The organism is Haemophilus sp. SZY H68 (genome assembly GCF_018829685.1).
GTDB lineage: Bacteria > Pseudomonadota > Gammaproteobacteria > Enterobacterales > Pasteurellaceae > Haemophilus > Haemophilus haemolyticus_K.
Genome location: NZ_JAHKKB010000001.1, coordinates 137,752 through 153,742 on the forward strand (window position 1 = coordinate 137,752; position 15,991 = coordinate 153,742).

The window sequence follows — 15,991 nt, forward strand, 5'->3', positions numbered from 1 at the left end:
TTTTCTTAATTTCGGAGCAAAATATGTCAGGTATTTTTACTCAAAGCCCTGCAAATCGTCGTCGTTATGGCGTAGCTATTTTTGTCGGCATCATCGCAGGAATTATTTCTGCATTTGTAAAATGGGGGGCTGAGCATCCATTTCCACCACGCAGCCCAATTGATTTCTTTGCCGCAGCTTGTAAAGTGGATGTGACAGGTTTAAGTCAAGACCAGATTCTTTCTGTATGCTCACGTGCATTTCTAAATCCATCACATGTTTTTTTACGTGATTACATTGGTATTGACCCGACTCAAGCTGCATTTATATTTGCGGATCATGCATTTAACTGGATTGGTGTCACGCATATTATTTTCTCTTTAGTATTTGCTATTGGTTATTGTATAGTTGCAGAACGCTTCCCTAAAATTAAATTTTGGCAGGGTATCGGAGCTGGTATTATTGCCAATATTTGTGTTCACTATATTACTGTCCCTGCATTAGGTTTAACACCGCCAGTTGCAGAGTGGTCATTATATGAACATATTTCAGAATTAGTGGGACATATTTTCTGGTTCTGGACTATTGAAGTGATTCGTCGTGATTTACGTAATCGCATTACAAATGAACCAGACGCAGAGATTCCATTAGGTCAGGTACGTTAATTTCTCTAGCTAATACGAAGATAACTGCATATTAGGAAACTAAGTGCAGTTATTTTTTTATTTTAAATAGAATATGAATAATATATTTAGTATTTTTTGTGTAATCGCAAGATAAAATTTTAAGCGTTGTAAGTTTTTAATATTGGTGGGTCGTGAAGGATTCGAACCTTCGACCAACGGATTAAAAGTCCGCTGCTCTACCGACTGAGCTAACGACCCAATTAGATGATTTTAAAGTAAATTTTAAAATCTTTGGATTGGTATTTAAATGGTGCCCGAAGCCAGACTTGAACTGGCACGCCTCGAAAGGCGAGGGATTTTAAATCCCTTGTGTCTACCGATTCCACCACTCGGGCATATAGACAACTAACATTTGCGTATTATGGAGGCGTGTCCCGGAGTCGAACCGAGCTACATGGATTTGCAATCCAGTGCATAACCGCTTTGCTAACACGCCACGAATTGGAGCGGGAAACGAGGCTCGAACTCGCGACCCCGACCTTGGCAAGGTCGTGCTCTACCAACTGAGCTATTCCCGCATTCGCTGTTAGTGGTGCGCATTTTACGGAAATTTAAAAAGCTGTCAATCATAGAGTAAAAAATTTTTTTTAACCGTTTAAAAAAGATTCACTTTGTTTAAATAATTCTCACAAAATGATGAATAAATAGAAATTTATTCAATTATATAATTTCTGCTTTTATCACTTTTCCCTTTATGCCAAAATGTTCAGTATATTTTATAGCATGAAAGTGCGGTGAATTTTTATTGTTTTTAGAGGATGTTATGATACAACAATATGCAATTGATACCTTATTAGCACAAGCTGGTAATCGAAGTGATAAGCGAACTGGTTCTGTTTCTGCGCCAATTTTTCTTTCTACTGCTTATGGGCATCATGGAATTGGCGAGAGTACAGGGTTTGACTATACGCGGACTAAAAACCCAACTCGCACAGTATTAGAAGAAACGATAGCTAAATTAGAAAATGGAGATCGTGGTTTTGCTTTTTCTTCTGGTATGGCTGCAATTCAAGTTTTGATGACGCTTTTCGCTGCCCCAGATGAATGGATCGTTTCTAGCGATGTGTATGGTGGTACTTATCGACTATTAGATTTCTCTTATAAAAATAACAATAGTGTAAAGCCTGTTTATGTCAATACAGCATCTGCTTCTGAAATTGAGGCGGCAATTAACCCAAATACTAAAGCGATTTTTATTGAAACCCCATCAAATCCTTTAATGGAAGAATGCGATGTGGTTGAAATTGCAAAACTTGCGAAAAAACATAACTTGATGTTGATCGTGGACAATACGTTTTTAACGCCAGTGCTTTCTCGTCCATTAGATTTAGGCGCAGATGTGGTGATTCACAGCGGGACTAAATATATTGCTGGCCATAATGATGCACTTGTTGGTTTGATTATTGCGAAAGGGCAAGAACTTTGCGATCGCATTGCTTATATTCAAAATGGTGCGGGTGCAGTGCTTTCACCTTTTGATTCTTGGCTGACTATTCGTGGTATGAAAACCCTTTCTTTGCGTATGAAACGCCATCAAGAAAATGCACAAGCCATTGCAGAATTTTTAAAAGTTCAACCACAAGTGGAATCGGTGCTTTATCCAAATAAAGGTGGGATGTTGTCTTTCCGTTTGCAAGATGAAGCTTGGGTTAATACATTCTTAAAATCAATCAAATTGATTACTTTTGCAGAAAGTCTAGGCGGCACAGAAAGTTTTATTACTTATCCAGCAACGCAAACCCATATGGATATTCCAGAATCTGAGCGTGTAGCCCGTGGAATTACGAATACCTTGCTGCGTTTTTCAGTCGGTATTGAAGATGTAGAAGATATTAAAGCGGACTTATTACAGGCATTTTCTAATTTGAAATAATAAGGATGAAGTGAGATTTTACTTGCTATTTAGTTTTTGACAATTAAAACAATAAGTTTACATTTGTTAAAACGGTGTTATTCTTTATCTCACTAGTAAATCAAAAATGTTCTTGTGTTGAACATTATTCATAAAATAAGGAAATAAAAATGAGCGAAGTATTACATATTAATGATGCTGACTTTGAAAGTATCGTTGTGAATTCAGATATCCCTGTATTATTAGATTTTTGGGCACCGTGGTGTGGTCCTTGTAAAATGATTGCTCCTGTTTTAGATGAGCTTGCTCCTGAATTTGCAGGTAAAGTAAAAATTGTAAAAATGAATGTGGATGATAACCAAACAACGCCAGCACAATTTGGTGTTCGTAGTATCCCAACATTATTATTGATCAAAAATGGTCAAGTTGTTGCTACTCAAGTTGGGGCATTACCAAAAACACAATTGGCAAATTTTATTAATCAACACATTTAATTTTATATTCTATAAAGCCATACAGTTACAAATTGTATGGCTTTTTTATATCACCTATCATTTTAATTTGAGTGGTTGTTTGTTGTAGTTATTTTATGATGGCCGGGTTGAGCGTTCTGTTTTCCAGTTTGAAGATCATTATGAGGAAATAAGAAATAGCACAAACGATAAAAGTCTAAGACATCAAGATATTTATTTTTTCATATAAGATTTTAATGTTTGTTCCACTTCATAAATCCAATCCAACTCATGCTGCGTGAAACCTGCTTGAATACGAGCATCGGTATTAATGACACCTTTAAAAATTACAATACGATATTTGTGTAACAGCTCAGTAAAGCATTTCATCGCATCCAAACCACGTTTTTTAGAAAGTGCGTGATACCAATGATTTCCGATATACACATGGCCAATTTCATCGCGCAAAATAATATCTAAAATGTTCACAGCGGCAAAATCTTTACGTTGTGCGATTTTCTCTTGCAGAACAGGTGTTGCATCGAGGCCTCTTGCTTCTAATACACGAGGAACTAACGCCATTCGCTCCCAAATATCGTGAGCGGTGGCTTGCGCCATTTCCCATAATCCAGCATGAGCTTCAAAATCACCATATTGATAGCCCAATGTTTTCAAATGTTCATTGACTAAGGAAAAATGCGTGCTTTCTTCACGAGCGACACGCAGCCAATCTTTCACAAAAGCCAAACCTTCGCCAAGTTCTTCTTGTGCATTACGCCCGAATCGCCAAGCCGCATCTAAGCCTAAATTAATCGCATTAAATTCAATATGTGCGATAGCGTGCAATGTGGCAGCATAGCCTTCTTCTGTGGCAAAAGAACGTTTTGGCACATCTTTTGGTGCAACTAAGAGCGGTTTTTCAGGAAAAGCAGCAATATTATTTTGCGGCACGACTTCAGGAAAATCTTCTAATTTAATCAATTGAATTTGTGGCAGAAGATTATCGTAGAGATCATTAACTAAACTACATTTTTCTTGTGGATTCGCTGTTTTTAGTGCGGTTTCAACTTGTTGCCAAAATTGTGTAATAAGTGCGGTCATTTTTTCTCTCTTATTCGTTAAAACGGATCAAGCCTTCTTGTTGTGTTGTCGCGATTAATTGACCATCTTGCGAGAAAATCTGCCCGCGTGCTAAGCCACGGCCTCCAAACGCATTATTGCTTTCAATTGCGTGCAAATGCCAGTGATTTAAATCAAACGGACGATGGAACCAAATACTATGATCAATGGTTGCTACTTTCATTCCTTTTTGTAAAAAGCCTTTTTCATGCGGATGAAGTGCGGTCAAAATACAGTGAAAATCGGAAAAATAAGCCAATAAACATTGCTGAATTTTCATATCAAGCGGCGTTTCACCATTGGTTTTAAACCAAGAATATTGTTCGGCTGGCAATTTTGTCCCATTAAATGGATTATTCAAATATTTGGTACGTACCTCAAATGGACGCTCTGCCGAAAATTTTTCATTGAGTGGTTCTGGCAAGGTTTGAGCCACTTTTTGTAGCATTACATTTTCATCTGTAAAGTCTTCAGGCGTGCCAACATTTGGCATCGTATTTTGATGTTCAAAACCTTTTTCTGGCACTTGGAAAGAGGCGGTTACATGACAAACGGTATTTTTATGTTGAATGGCTTTTACGCGTAATGCAGAAAAATTACGCCCTTCACGCAAGGTTTCCACATCGTAAATAATCGGATATTGGCTGTCTCCTGGAGCAAGGAAATAGGCATGACAAGAATGTAAAATGCGATCTTCTGGCGCCACTTGCATTGCTGCTGATAATGCTTGAGCCACAACTTGCCCGCCAAATACTTGGCGAAAACCTAAATCTTGGCTTTCTCCACGAAAGATTAAATCATCAATTTTTTCAAGTTTAAGAAGATGAATAAGGTTATTGAGAATATCTGACATATTGCTTTCCTTGAAGAGACGATAAAAGTGCGGTTATTTTAGCGGAGATTTTTAGGAATGCCAAAGCTAGCAATAATTTTAAGATAGAAGTAAAAAGCTTAATTTTAATCCCTTTGGAACAGAGCAATGTCTTTCGACTGGGTCGCTACCTAAAAAGCCTATAATAATGACTTTATTTACACCTGACATAATGATCTCCTTATTTAAATACGATGTAGTAGAATAATCCCATAAATAAAATGAGAGAAAGGATGAAAATAGCAAATGCTAAATTGCTTATATCTTCATCATTTTCATTTTCGTTACTATCCTTATCCTCTTCATAGTTTTGAGGACAAATATCATTAAAATTAAATGACCCCGTACCATAAAGATTTCCTTTAATATCAACATCTCCAACCATAGGAAGTCCTGTTGCAGGATTGATGCATGAATTTAGATTTTCGTTATCCATTATAAAATCCACCTAATCTTAATTTTTATTTTGGTTTCTGATATGTTTCAATCTCTTTGGAACGGTGCAATGTCTTTCGACTGCTGTGGGGTGTTAGAGCCTTGTGTGGCAAGGCTTCCCTGAGCAATTTCCCAACTTTTTCTGATATTTGAATAGTTGGGTATTGATTTGATTAAATATTGAATAATTTTTATCATTCTTCTTTTTTCAAAACTCAGCCAAAAGTGCGGTCCATTTTAGCAGAGTTTTTTAATACACTAGTAGCATTTCTATAATGTTAATTCATTATGACACAATAGCGGTTTTCGGCACCGCATACAGCCAAAGTTTAATCTTTAGATGCGTTTTCTCCTGCTCTTGCAATGGCTGTAGCACGAGCGACAAGAAGTAAGCGTTCAAACATATTCTTCCTCCTATTTTGTTGGCTAATATTGATGTAGTAAGTTTACAGAACTTGCCTAGCTGAGAGGCACTAATTCTCCATAAGGCGTTCAACCATCTCTGTTACAACAGCAACAACGATTAATTCTGCTGCAGGTAACCACATAATTTTTCTCCTATCATTTACATTAATTAAGCATTTAATATGAGTACAAGGCTCGTCAGTTCTCCATTTTTCCGCTGAGATTCACGGTCGCATTAAAAGCATATTGGCGGTAATAATGCGAAGTTATTGAAATGTTCTGCTGTTGTCATAGTCCGTCTCTTTATTCTTAATAATTATTAGTTTAAGGATTCCAAAGGGATTGAGGTAGATAGAGATTTATTATTGATAAAAATATCGAAAAGCTAATAGGAGTAATAAAGGGCGTATTGAACGCCCCATTATTTTCAAGAAATGTACTAAGTTATCGGCTAAATTTAGCCGAACTTCTATAAATGTTTCACTCTCCGTTTCACTTCTTCCTGTTTTCCCGCATTAAATGGGCGGGCATCAGGGCTGCCTAGATAGCCACAGACGCGGCGAGTGACAGACACTTTTGTACTATCGTGATTGCCACATTTAGGGCAGACAAAACCTTTGCTGGTACATTCAAACTCACCGGTGAAACCACATTCGTAACATTCGTCAATCGGTGTGTTTGTGCCGTAGTAAGGCACGCGATCGTAGCTATAATCCCACACATCTTCCAATGCTTTTAAGTTGTGTTGAATATTTGGATATTCACCGTAGCAAATAAAACCGCCGCTAGCGAGTGGGGGATAGGCCATTTCGAAATCCAGTTTGTCGTAAGGATTCACTTTCTTTTCTACATCTAAGTGGTAACTATTCGTGTAGTAGCCTTTATCTGTTACGCCTTCAATCACGCCAAATTTTTTGGTGTCTAGACGGCAGAAGCGGTCGCATAAGTTTTCACTTGGCGTGGAGTAAAGGCTGAAGGCATAGCCTGTTTCTTTTTGCCAGCGTTTAACTGCCTCACTAAGGTGGCGAACAATCGCAATGCCTTTTTCGCGTAATTGTTCATCATCAAAAATATGCCCTTTGTTATACAGTGCATTAATGGTTTCATGAATACCGATATAGCCGAGCGAAATAGAGGCGCGTCCATTTTTGAAAATTTGTGCCACATTTTCATCCGCTTTTAACCGCACGCCGCATGCGCCTTCCATATAAAGAATAGGAGCAACGCGTGCTTTGGTATTTTCAAGGCGGGCAACTCGCGTCATTAATGCTTTTTTCGCAATAGCCAAACGCTCATCTAAAGTGCGGTAGAAATCTTCTTCGTTTTTAGACTCCAACGCGATACGCGGTAAATTCAAACTTACCACGCCAAGATTGTTACGCCCATCATGAATTTCATGACCGTTTTCTTCGTATGCACCTAAAAAACTACGGCATCCCATAGGGGCTTTAAAAGATCCCGTGACTTTGACAACCTGATCGTAATTGAGAATATCTGGATACATACGTTTTGATGCACATTCCAATGCGAGTTGTTTGATATCGTAATTCGGATCGCCTTGAGTTTGGTTCAAGCCTTTTTTAATGGTGAAAACAAGTTTTGGAAAGACTGGCGTTTTATGATTTTTTCCAAGTCCACGAATACGATTTTTCAAAATAGCTTGCTGAATTAAGCGGGATTGCCAGCTTGTACCTAAACCAAAACCAAAGGTCACAAATGGCGTTTGCCCATTTGAAGTATGTAGTGTATTCACTTCATATTCTAAAGATTGGAAGGCATCGAAACATTCTTTTTCAATCAATGCTTTTGCATAACCTTCAACATCAGGCACGTTCCATTCTTGGGCATGTTTGAGGTGTTTTTCGTAACTGATTTGCACATAAGGGGAAAGCACTTCATCAATACGGTTAATGGTTGTGCCGCCGTAAATATGGCTGGCCACTTGGGCGATAATTTGTGCTGTCACTGCCGTTGCGGTGCCGATAGATTTTGGGGGTTCGATTTCCGCATTACCCATTTTAAAACCATGAGAAAGCATGCCTTTTAAATCCACTAACATACAGTTAAACATTGGGAAGAATGGTGCGTAGTCTAAATCGTGATAATGAATTTCACCTTTTTCGTGAGCCTCCACCACATCGCGCGGAAGAATATGGTGTTTGGCATAATGTTTTGCCACAATACCAGCTAGCAAATCACGTTGCGTTGGAATCACTTTGGCGTCTTTATTGGCGTTTTCATTAAGTAATTCTACGTTGCTTTGTTCAATCAAGCCTTCAATTTCTTTTGTTAGCTGGCTACGTTTTTCGCGGGCTAAATCACGATCATGACGATATTCGATATAGGCACGAGCAACCTCAGGATAACGACTTGCCATCAATTTATCTTCAACGATTTTTTGAATCTGATTAATATCAATCTCGCCTTGATGATGGGTGAAAATTTCATTTCCTACTTCTTGCCCAATTTGGTGGCAATAAAATTCATCGGAAATATTGACTGCACTTGCGGCTTTTTTAATGGCATTGATGATACGTTGAATCTCAAACTCTGCACGAGAACCATCGCGCTTGATGACCCTAAAGTTACTCATAATATAGCTCCAATATATAGTGTTTTGAAATGAGGTGTGCACTATATATAGATCTAAAAAGATAATCAACACACAATATGTAGTGTTTTTAGACCTTTTATCGTAAGATAATTTTGTTAAAGATTGATTTTATTAGAAAAATATCAAATTAAGTTGTTGAGAACTTTTCTCAAATATTTTTTGATTTTGTGAGCGAGATCAAAGTTTTCATTTTTAAAACGGAAGGGGAGGGGGAACAATAAAATTAATCATATAATTTTTATTTATGGATATAAAAAACGGCCGAAAAATCGACCGCTCTTTTTTATCTTATGGCTTAAGCTGCCACCATTACCATCGCTGGGCGAATGACTCGACCATTTAAGGTGTAGCCTTTTTGCAATACGACGCTAATTTGATTGCTTTCAAAGCCTTCAGCAGGTTGCATTGAAATGGCTTGATGTAAATCAGGATTAAATGCTTCACCGACAACCCCCACAGCTTCCACGCCAAAACGACCAACGGTTGAAACTAATTCTTTTAAGGTTAGTTCTACGCCGTCAAATAAGGCTTTTACGCTTTCATCTTCTTTATTTGCTGGAGTGGCAAGTGCGCGCTCTAGGTTATCGATAGTATTCAAAATGTCTTTTGAGAATTTTTCCAATGCGAATTTATGTGCTTTTTCAACGTCTTGTTCAGTTCGACGACGAAGATTTTCAATTTCAGCACGAGAGCGAAGTAAAATATCCTGTTCTTTATTTGCTGCTTCTTCTATTTGAGTTTTTAGTTGCTCTTCAAGTTCTTGCACTCGGGCAATTGCTTCTTCTAAAGGATCAAGTTCTTGAGAAGGCTCTGTTTGTTGTGTTTCTTCCACAACAGCGTCTTCTTGCTTTTCTACTTCTGGGGTTTCAACTTTTTGTTCTTGTTCTGACATTTTTTTCTCCGTAAATACAAAATTCGCCATAGTCGTTAGCTATAGTCTAACAAAAAACTATATAATGGCGAAAATGTTAAATTCAAGTGCGGTTTATTTTATGAATAATTTATATCGTTCCTTTAAAACCATTGGACTTGTAGGAAAACCTCGAAATGACATTAACTTACAAATGCACAAAAATTTGTTTCACTGGTTAACGGAACGTGGCTATCAAGTAATGATGGAAAAAGATGTTGCTGAAAAACTAGGGCTTCCTGCAGAAAATCTTGCAACACTTGATGAAATTGGTTGCCAAGCACAGTTGGTTATCGTGATTGGTGGGGATGGTAATATGTTGGGACGTGCTCGCGTATTAGCAAAATATGATATTCCATTGATTGGTATCAACCGTGGTAATTTGGGATTTTTAACAGATATTGACCCGAAAAATGCCTATGCTCAACTTGAAGCTTGTTTAGAACGTGGTGAATTCTTCGTGGAAGAACGTTTTTTATTGAAAGCAAAAATTGAGCGTGCAGGTGAAATTGTATCGACTGGGAATGCTGTGAATGAGGCGGTTATTCACCCTGCAAAAATTGCGCATATGATCGATTTTCATGTGTATATCAATGATAAGTTTGCATTTTCACAACGTTCTGATGGATTAATTGTTTCTACTCCAACAGGTTCTACGGCTTATTCTCTTTCTGCTGGTGGCCCGATTTTGACACCCAATCTTAATGCGATTGCGCTAGTGCCTATGTTTCCACATACATTAACTTCTCGTCCTCTTGTTATTGATGGTGATAGTAAAATATCGATTCGTTTTGCTGAGCATAATACATCTCAATTGGAAGTGGGCTGTGATAGTCAAATAGCCTTACCTTTTACGCCTGATGACGTGGTTCATATTCAAAAAAGTGAGCATAAACTCAGATTGCTTCATCTAAAAAATTATAATTATTACAATGTATTAAGCACCAAATTAGGTTGGTTGAAATCATTTTGATTTTTATAAAAAAGCATAGTCGAAGTGTATCGTTAAAACACTGTAAAAAAATCCTTTACTGTAAATTAAATCAGTTGTAATATGATTGATATACAGTTAAAGGATTTTGCTATGCTTACTCAACTTACTATCAATAATTTTGCGATTGTTCGCCAGCTTGATATCGAATTGGCGAAAGGAATGTCTGTAATTACTGGGGAAACTGGGGCTGGAAAATCTATCGCCATTGATGCTTTAGGTTTATGTTTCGGACAAAGAGTAGAAACCTCAATGGTACGCGGAGGGCAAGAACGTGCAGAAATTTGTGCAACTTTCCAACTAGAATCGCATAATCCTGCTTATCAATGGTTGAATGAGCAGGAATTGCAAGATCCAGATAATCCCTCTGAGTGTATTTTGCGTCGTGTGATTAATGCCGACGGACGTTCTAAAGCTTTTATTAATAGTACTCCTGTATCCGCGTCTCAATTAAAAGAGATTGGTCAATATCTTGTTCATATTAATGGGCAGCACGCTTCTCAATTATTGCTAAAAAATGACTATCAGCTTCAGTTAGTTGATAATTTTGCCGCTCATCCTGAATTACTTGGGAAAATGCGTGAAGATTATCAAGCATGGAAAAATCTTCAAAATCAAGTTAAAACCTTTCAACAAAAAGTGGCAGAAAATGAGGCACGTAAACAGCTTTTACAGTATCAAGTGGATGAATTAGATGAATTTAATCTTCGACCAAATGAATATTTGGAATTAGAAGATGAACAACGTCGTTTATCTAGCAGTGAACAGCTAACTCAACTTTCTCAATCAGCCCTGCAAATTTTAAGTGAAAATGACACGGTAAATATCGATAGCTTGCTGTATCGTGCAACACAATATATTGATGAATTAGCTGAACTTGATCCGCAATATTCTGAAGTGCAAAGTATGTTGAATGATGCGTTGATTCAAGTGCAAGAAGCAACCAGTGAAGTACGAAATTTATCGAGTAATATCGAGCAAGATCCTCAACTTTTACAGGAAATCGAACAAAGAATTAGTCAGGCTTTACAACTTGCTCGTAAACACCAAGTTAAGCCTGAAGATCTTGTGGAACATCACAAAAAATTAAAAGCAGAATTAACCGCACTTTTAGATTTTTCTGAAAGTGAAGAGATGTTGATTGAGCAAGAAAAACTCGCATTTGAACAAATGCAAGCAACGGCTAAAGCATTAACTGCAAGTCGTCAGCAATCTGCAGCTCGCTTAGCGCAGAATGTCACGCAGTCGATAAAACAACTTGCAATGGAAAATGCTGAATTTTATGTAGAGTTGAATACGGATTTAGATAAAGTAGGAGCAAACGGTGCGGATAATGTGGTTTTTACTTTGCGTAGTAATTTAGGGCAACAACCTCAACCGTTAGCTAAAATTGCCTCTGGTGGTGAGCTTTCTCGTATTTCTTTGGCGATTCAAGTTTTAACTTCTGATCAATCGGCTATTCCAACGTTAATTTTCGATGAAGTGGACGTGGGCATTAGCGGAAAAACAGCAAGTGTTGTCGGAAAACTTTTACGTCAATTAAGTGAACGCTGCCAAGTATTATGCGTAACTCACTTGCCACAGGTTGCTTGTCATGGCCATCATCAGTTCAATGTGGAAAAATTTACTGTGGATAATAAAACTGAAACACAAATGACCGCACTTTCACAAGCTGAACGTGTACCAGCCTTGGCAAGACTCTTGGGCGGAAGTGAAATTACCGAATTAGCCTTAGCCAATGCGCAGGAAATGCTAGATTTAGTTCATTAAAATGGGATTTAATTACTATTTTATGAACTAAATAGCTTATCCCAAAATGTTTGAATAAATGACCGCTCTTTGACAAATTCAGTTTCATCCACAACGGAGGATTTACCTATCAAATTTAAATGGTGAATAGCGTTGCGTAAATCAACATAACATTGTTTTAATGTGTCGCACTCTGTTTGGCTAATAATTTGAGCCTCAGCCATATCATCGAAAATACGTACGTTGTCTGACCATTTTGTCAATTGTGGATTTTGTGGGGCATTGGCAAGCATTAAATATTGAGCGATAAATTCTATATCAGTGATACCACCGCGATCTGTTTTAAGATTAAATTCACCATCTTTTGAATGGGACAAATGTGTGAACATTTTTTCTCGCATCTCCACAACATCTCGTTTTAATTGCTCAATATCTCGTGATGCAGAAAGTACTTGTTGGCGGATATGCTCAAATTTAGCTTTAAGAGATGATTCACCAAATACAGGGCGAGCACGCACAAGCGCTTGTTTTTCCCATGTCCAAGCTTCATTTAATTGATAATGGGCAAATGCAGAAAGAGAGCAGCCAATTAAGCCAGCATCGCCAGAAGGGCGCAGGCGCATATCTGCCTCATAAAGTACGCCAGAGGAAGTATTTATGCTGAAAATACTTACAATCTTTTGCGCCAAACGCAGATAAAATTGATTGCTATCAATCACTTTTTTGCCACCTGTTGTTTGACTTTCTACGGCATCGTACAAAAATACGAGGTCTAAATCAGATTTATAACCGAGTTCAATCCCCCCCAGTTTTCCATAACCAATCACTAAAAATCCTTTTTCGTCATTTTGTAAATGTTCAGGTACACCAAATCTAGACGAAACTTGTTTCCAAGCTAGATTCACAACAACTTCAATAATCGCTTCGGCAAGATAGGTTAAATGATCGCTTACCTTCATCACCGGTAATGCTCCCAAGATATCTGCCGCGGCCACTTTTAATAGGGTTGCTTGTTTAAATTGACGTAAAGCATCAATAAGTTGTTCTTCATCATCAGGTGGTAAACGAAGCAAATATTGGTGTAACTCTGTAGGATATTGGGTAAATGGCAACGGATGGCGTAGCGCTTCTGTATTAAGCAATTCATCTAATAAAATAGGGTGGCGAGCAAGTTGTTCTGAAATAAGTTGAGACTGTGCACAAAGTTCAATAACTTGCTGAAGGGCACGAGGGTTTTCCAATAATAATTCTAAATAAGTTGTGCGACTCGAAATTTTCTCAATAATATTTAGAATGCGGGGAAGCAAAGTGCGGTAATTTTCTTGTTCAAAAATGAGTGCAAGTACTGTTGGCATTAAATGACTCAAAACATCACGCCCACGTGAACCAATCACTCTGTGATTTAGGCTGTCTTTGAATTGAGCAAGCTTTTCTAAAACTTCGTCAATATTATTTTCTGATACACCACTCTCTAATAATGTCTGTTCAATATCCTCAAAATCTGCTTCTAAAAAATCTTGCCATTGGCTATCAGTTTGTGAAGGTTCATCTTGTTCATCACCGATTAATTGAGTAAATACCGCCCGCACTTTTTCTTGTTTTTGTTGTAAAGTGCGGTAAAAATCGTCCCAATTTTCTATTGGATAATGTTTTTCGATGGTTTGATTATTTTCATTTAAACAAGTGAATGTTTTGCACGCCTCGACTAAACGAATTTGATCTATTTCATCGGTTGGTAATGTTTGAGTTTGTTGATCGTTAATTGCTTGTAGAATGTTTTCTACGCGACGTAAAAAAATATAACTTTCACGTAAATCGTGGAATTGTTGCTCGGTAATTAATCCTAGTTTGGTAATTTCAGGCAAGATCTTTAAGAGTGAATGTTGTTGCAGATTGATTTCTCGCCCGCCTCGAATGAGTTGAAAAACTTGCACGATAAATTCGACTTCACGAATACCACCCGCACCCAGTTTAATATTATCTTTTAAACCACGACGGCGTACTTCTCGCTCAATTTTGCCTTTCATTTCGCGTAAAGATTGAATCACACTAAAGTCAATATAACGGCGATACACGAAAGGGCGTAACATTTTTTGCAATTTAGATACGTTGGGATCCTTTGTTTGTGCGCCCAATACTCGCCCTTTAATCATTGCGTAGCGTTCCCAATCTCGACCTTGATCTTGATAATATTGTTCCATTGCCGCAAAGCTGAGAACAAGCGCACCGCTGTCGCCAAATGGGCGTAAACGCATATCGGTTCGATACACAAAACTATCAGAGGTAAATTCATCTAAGGCAGAAATAAGGCGTTGTCCTAAACGTGTGAAAAATTTTGTATTATCCACAGAACGTCGAGCATCCGTATTCTCAATGGATGTTTCCCCTTGTGATGGATAAGTGAAAATTAAATCAATATCTGAGGAAAAATTGAGTTCAAAGCCACCTAGTTTCCCCATTCCTAGAATATAAAGCTGTTGCGGATTGCCTTGTTCATCCATTGGCGTGCCCATCTCCGTACAGGCTTGATGATAAAGCCAATCGCGGGTAGCGATAATTAAACTTTCTGCAAGTTGTGAAAGCTGAACAAAAATTTCTTCTACAGTGGCAAGATTCAAACTTTGACAAAAACTTAATTTTGCCATTTCAATGTTACGGAATTGGCGTAATGTTTGATAGAGTGCGGTTTCGTCATGTACATTGGCTAACTCTCTATTCAAACGTTCAATATACGTAGAGCAATCTGCAAAACAGGGCGATTTTTCCCACCATTGTTTCCCTAAGTGCGGGTATTTTTGCAAGACTTTTTCCACAAAGTCAGACATTGTCATAGCATAGCCTAATTGGTAAATAGGCAGTTCAGGATGGTTTAAATTTTTTTGAATGGCGTCGTGAATTTTTTCTGGCGATAGTTCTGGAAAAGATTGGCACAGAATTGTGCCAAGAGATTGTAATTTTTGTTCAATGAGGGCAGAAAGTGCGGTCATTTTTTCTAACCTTTTTGATAGGAATCTAAGTGACGTAATACGGTTTCTTTCGCTTGTTGAGGTTGCAAACTATCTAGCCATTGTATTGGCGTTTTCCAACCTCGTAGCCAAGTGAGCTGGCGTTTAGCTAGCTGGCGCGTTGCGCAAATACCACGGAAAATCATTTCCTCGTGATCGTAATCGCCTTGTAAATATTCCCACATTTGACGGTAGCCCACACAGCGAATTGATGGTAGATTAATATTTAAATCTCCGCGAGAATAAAGTTTTTCCACTTCTGCTTGAAAGCCCAGTTCAATCATTTTATGAAAGCGTTGTTCAATGCGGTCATGCAAAATATGACGATCTTGCGGCGAAATTGCAAATTGCATGAAATCATAAGGCAAGCCTTCGCCTTTTTCTTCCGTCAGTTCTGTGAGTGATTTTCCTGTGATGTAAAAAACCTCTAAAGCACGATTGATTCGTTGAGAATCACTAGGGTTAATTCGAGCGGCAGAAATAGGATCGATTTTGGCGAGTTCTGTATGCAATGCTGCCCAACCTTGTTGAGCTGCTTTTTGTTCGATCTCGGCACGAATATTTTCATCAGCAGAAGGTAAGGGGGAAAGCCCTTCGATTAAGGCTTTGTAATACAACATCGTGCCGCCCACTAGTAACGGAATTTTACCTTGTGCGGTAATATCCGCCATTTCGCGTAGTGCATCATCGCGGAAATTCATTGCGGAATAGCTTTCTGATGGATCTAAAATATCAATCAAACGGTGAGGCGCAAGGGCAAGTTCTTCTTTTGATGGTTTCGCTGTGCCAATATCCATTCCTTTATAAATGAGCGCTGAATCCACACTAATCACTTCGACTGGAAGCGAGCTTCGTAGTTGAATGGCTAAATCTGTTTTACCGGAGGCTGTTGGGCCCATTAAAAAAATTGCGGTTGGTTTCAT

The 15,991-nt window shown here is 38.1% G+C and carries 13 protein-coding genes and 4 tRNA genes; 5 read left to right on the top strand and 12 right to left on the bottom strand.

Features of this window, described 5'->3' with window-relative positions; all coding sequences use genetic code 11:
- Positions 1–23: 23 nt before the first annotated feature.
- Positions 24–644: a DUF1440 domain-containing protein gene (locus tag KP712_RS00675; RefSeq protein ID WP_215770453.1), complete on the top strand. Its 621-nt coding sequence runs from the start codon at positions 24–26 to the stop codon at positions 642–644.
- 143 nt (positions 645–787) lie between these two features.
- Here KP712_RS00675 and KP712_RS00680 read toward each other — a convergent pair.
- From KP712_RS00680 to KP712_RS00695, 4 genes are all read right to left on the bottom strand, one after another.
- Positions 788–863: transfer RNA gene (locus KP712_RS00680), tRNA-Lys, on the bottom strand.
- Between the two features lie 50 nt (positions 864–913).
- Positions 914–1,000, bottom strand: a tRNA-Leu gene (locus KP712_RS00685).
- Positions 1,001–1,027: 27 nt separating this feature from the next.
- Positions 1,028–1,101 (bottom strand) — tRNA-Cys (locus KP712_RS00690).
- Between the two features lie 6 nt (positions 1,102–1,107).
- Positions 1,108–1,183: transfer RNA gene (locus tag KP712_RS00695), tRNA-Gly, on the bottom strand.
- A 245-nt stretch (positions 1,184–1,428) separates the two neighbouring features.
- Here KP712_RS00695 and KP712_RS00700 point away from each other — a divergent pair.
- Together KP712_RS00700 and trxA are read left to right on the top strand one after the other, a co-directional pair.
- The gene (locus KP712_RS00700; protein ID WP_215770454.1) at positions 1,429–2,538 is read left to right on the top strand and encodes a methionine biosynthesis PLP-dependent protein; all 1,110 of its coding nucleotides are present in this window, start codon (positions 1,429–1,431) and stop codon (positions 2,536–2,538) included.
- A gap of 149 nt (positions 2,539–2,687) precedes the next feature.
- The gene (gene trxA, locus KP712_RS00705; RefSeq protein ID WP_048954178.1) at positions 2,688–3,011 is read left to right on the top strand and encodes a thioredoxin; all 324 of its coding nucleotides are present in this window, start codon (positions 2,688–2,690) and stop codon (positions 3,009–3,011) included.
- Positions 3,012–3,203: 192 nt separating this feature from the next.
- Here trxA and KP712_RS00710 read toward each other — a convergent pair whose 3' ends face one another.
- The 6 genes from KP712_RS00710 to grpE form a co-directional block, all read right to left on the bottom strand.
- Positions 3,204–4,070 carry a ferritin-like domain-containing protein gene (locus tag KP712_RS00710; RefSeq protein ID WP_215770455.1) on the bottom strand — a complete coding sequence of 289 codons (867 nt, stop codon included), beginning with the start codon at positions 4,068–4,070 and terminating at the stop codon, positions 3,204–3,206.
- 10 nt (positions 4,071–4,080) lie between these two features.
- Positions 4,081–4,941: an acyl-CoA thioesterase II gene (tesB, locus tag KP712_RS00715; protein WP_215770456.1), complete on the bottom strand. Its 861-nt coding sequence runs from the start codon at positions 4,939–4,941 to the stop codon at positions 4,081–4,083.
- Between the two features lie 199 nt (positions 4,942–5,140).
- Positions 5,141–5,395, bottom strand: a complete 255-nt coding sequence (locus KP712_RS00720) for a hypothetical protein (RefSeq protein WP_204714229.1) — start codon at positions 5,393–5,395, stop codon at positions 5,141–5,143.
- A 47-nt stretch (positions 5,396–5,442) separates the two neighbouring features.
- Positions 5,443–5,592 carry a hypothetical protein gene (locus KP712_RS00725; RefSeq protein WP_215770457.1) on the bottom strand — a complete coding sequence of 50 codons (150 nt, stop codon included), beginning with the start codon at positions 5,590–5,592 and terminating at the stop codon, positions 5,443–5,445.
- 676 nt (positions 5,593–6,268) lie between these two features.
- Positions 6,269–8,392, bottom strand: a complete 2,124-nt coding sequence (gene nrdD / locus KP712_RS00730) for an anaerobic ribonucleoside-triphosphate reductase (protein ID WP_204714228.1) — start codon at positions 8,390–8,392, stop codon at positions 6,269–6,271.
- 316 nt (positions 8,393–8,708) lie between these two features.
- On the bottom strand, positions 8,709–9,305 hold the full coding sequence (gene grpE / locus KP712_RS00735) for a nucleotide exchange factor GrpE (RefSeq protein WP_215770458.1): 597 nt from the start codon (positions 9,303–9,305) through the stop codon (positions 8,709–8,711).
- A 100-nt stretch (positions 9,306–9,405) separates the two neighbouring features.
- Between grpE and KP712_RS00740 the strand changes: the two genes are divergently transcribed.
- Both KP712_RS00740 and recN read left to right on the top strand, forming a co-directional pair.
- Positions 9,406–10,296: an NAD(+) kinase gene (locus tag KP712_RS00740; RefSeq protein WP_046942360.1), complete on the top strand. Its 891-nt coding sequence runs from the start codon at positions 9,406–9,408 to the stop codon at positions 10,294–10,296.
- 111 nt (positions 10,297–10,407) lie between these two features.
- Entirely contained in the window at positions 10,408–12,084 is a 1,677-nt protein-coding gene (gene recN / locus KP712_RS00745) for a DNA repair protein RecN (protein ID WP_215770459.1), read from the top strand.
- 20 nt (positions 12,085–12,104) lie between these two features.
- Here the strand turns inward: recN and glnE are convergent, their stop codons facing one another.
- Positions 12,105–15,050, bottom strand: coding sequence for a bifunctional [glutamate--ammonia ligase]-adenylyl-L-tyrosine phosphorylase/[glutamate--ammonia-ligase] adenylyltransferase (glnE, locus tag KP712_RS00750; RefSeq protein WP_204714224.1), 2,946 nt, complete (start codon positions 15,048–15,050; stop codon positions 12,105–12,107).
- 5 nt (positions 15,051–15,055) lie between these two features.
- Complete coding sequence (gene miaA / locus KP712_RS00755; RefSeq protein ID WP_215770460.1) at positions 15,056–15,991, bottom strand: tRNA (adenosine(37)-N6)-dimethylallyltransferase MiaA; 936 nt, start codon at positions 15,989–15,991, stop codon at positions 15,056–15,058.

Bases quoted from the DNA above. Each gene is read 5' to 3' on its own strand.
- KP712_RS00710 (WP_215770455.1), bottom strand. From the start codon at position 4,070: ATGACCGCACTTATTACACAATTTTGGCAACAAGTTGAAACCGCACTA.
- KP712_RS00740 (WP_046942360.1), top strand. From the start codon at position 9,406: ATGAATAATTTATATCGTTCCTTTAAAACCATTGGACTTGTAGGAAAA.
- KP712_RS00725 (WP_215770457.1), bottom strand. From the start codon at position 5,592: ATGATAAAAATTATTCAATATTTAATCAAATCAATACCCAACTATTCA.
- glnE (WP_204714224.1), bottom strand. From the start codon at position 15,050: ATGACCGCACTTTCTGCCCTCATTGAACAAAAATTACAATCTCTTGGC.
- grpE (WP_215770458.1), bottom strand. From the start codon at position 9,305: ATGTCAGAACAAGAACAAAAAGTTGAAACCCCAGAAGTAGAAAAGCAA.
- miaA (WP_215770460.1), bottom strand. From the start codon at position 15,991: ATGAAACCAACCGCAATTTTTTTAATGGGCCCAACAGCCTCCGGTAAA.
- trxA (WP_048954178.1), top strand. From the start codon at position 2,688: ATGAGCGAAGTATTACATATTAATGATGCTGACTTTGAAAGTATCGTT.
- KP712_RS00700 (WP_215770454.1), top strand. From the start codon at position 1,429: ATGATACAACAATATGCAATTGATACCTTATTAGCACAAGCTGGTAAT.
- recN (WP_215770459.1), top strand. From the start codon at position 10,408: ATGCTTACTCAACTTACTATCAATAATTTTGCGATTGTTCGCCAGCTT.
- KP712_RS00675 (WP_215770453.1), top strand. From the start codon at position 24: ATGTCAGGTATTTTTACTCAAAGCCCTGCAAATCGTCGTCGTTATGGC.
- KP712_RS00720 (WP_204714229.1), bottom strand. From the start codon at position 5,395: ATGGATAACGAAAATCTAAATTCATGCATCAATCCTGCAACAGGACTT.
- nrdD (WP_204714228.1), bottom strand. From the start codon at position 8,392: ATGAGTAACTTTAGGGTCATCAAGCGCGATGGTTCTCGTGCAGAGTTT.
- tesB (WP_215770456.1), bottom strand. From the start codon at position 4,941: ATGTCAGATATTCTCAATAACCTTATTCATCTTCTTAAACTTGAAAAA.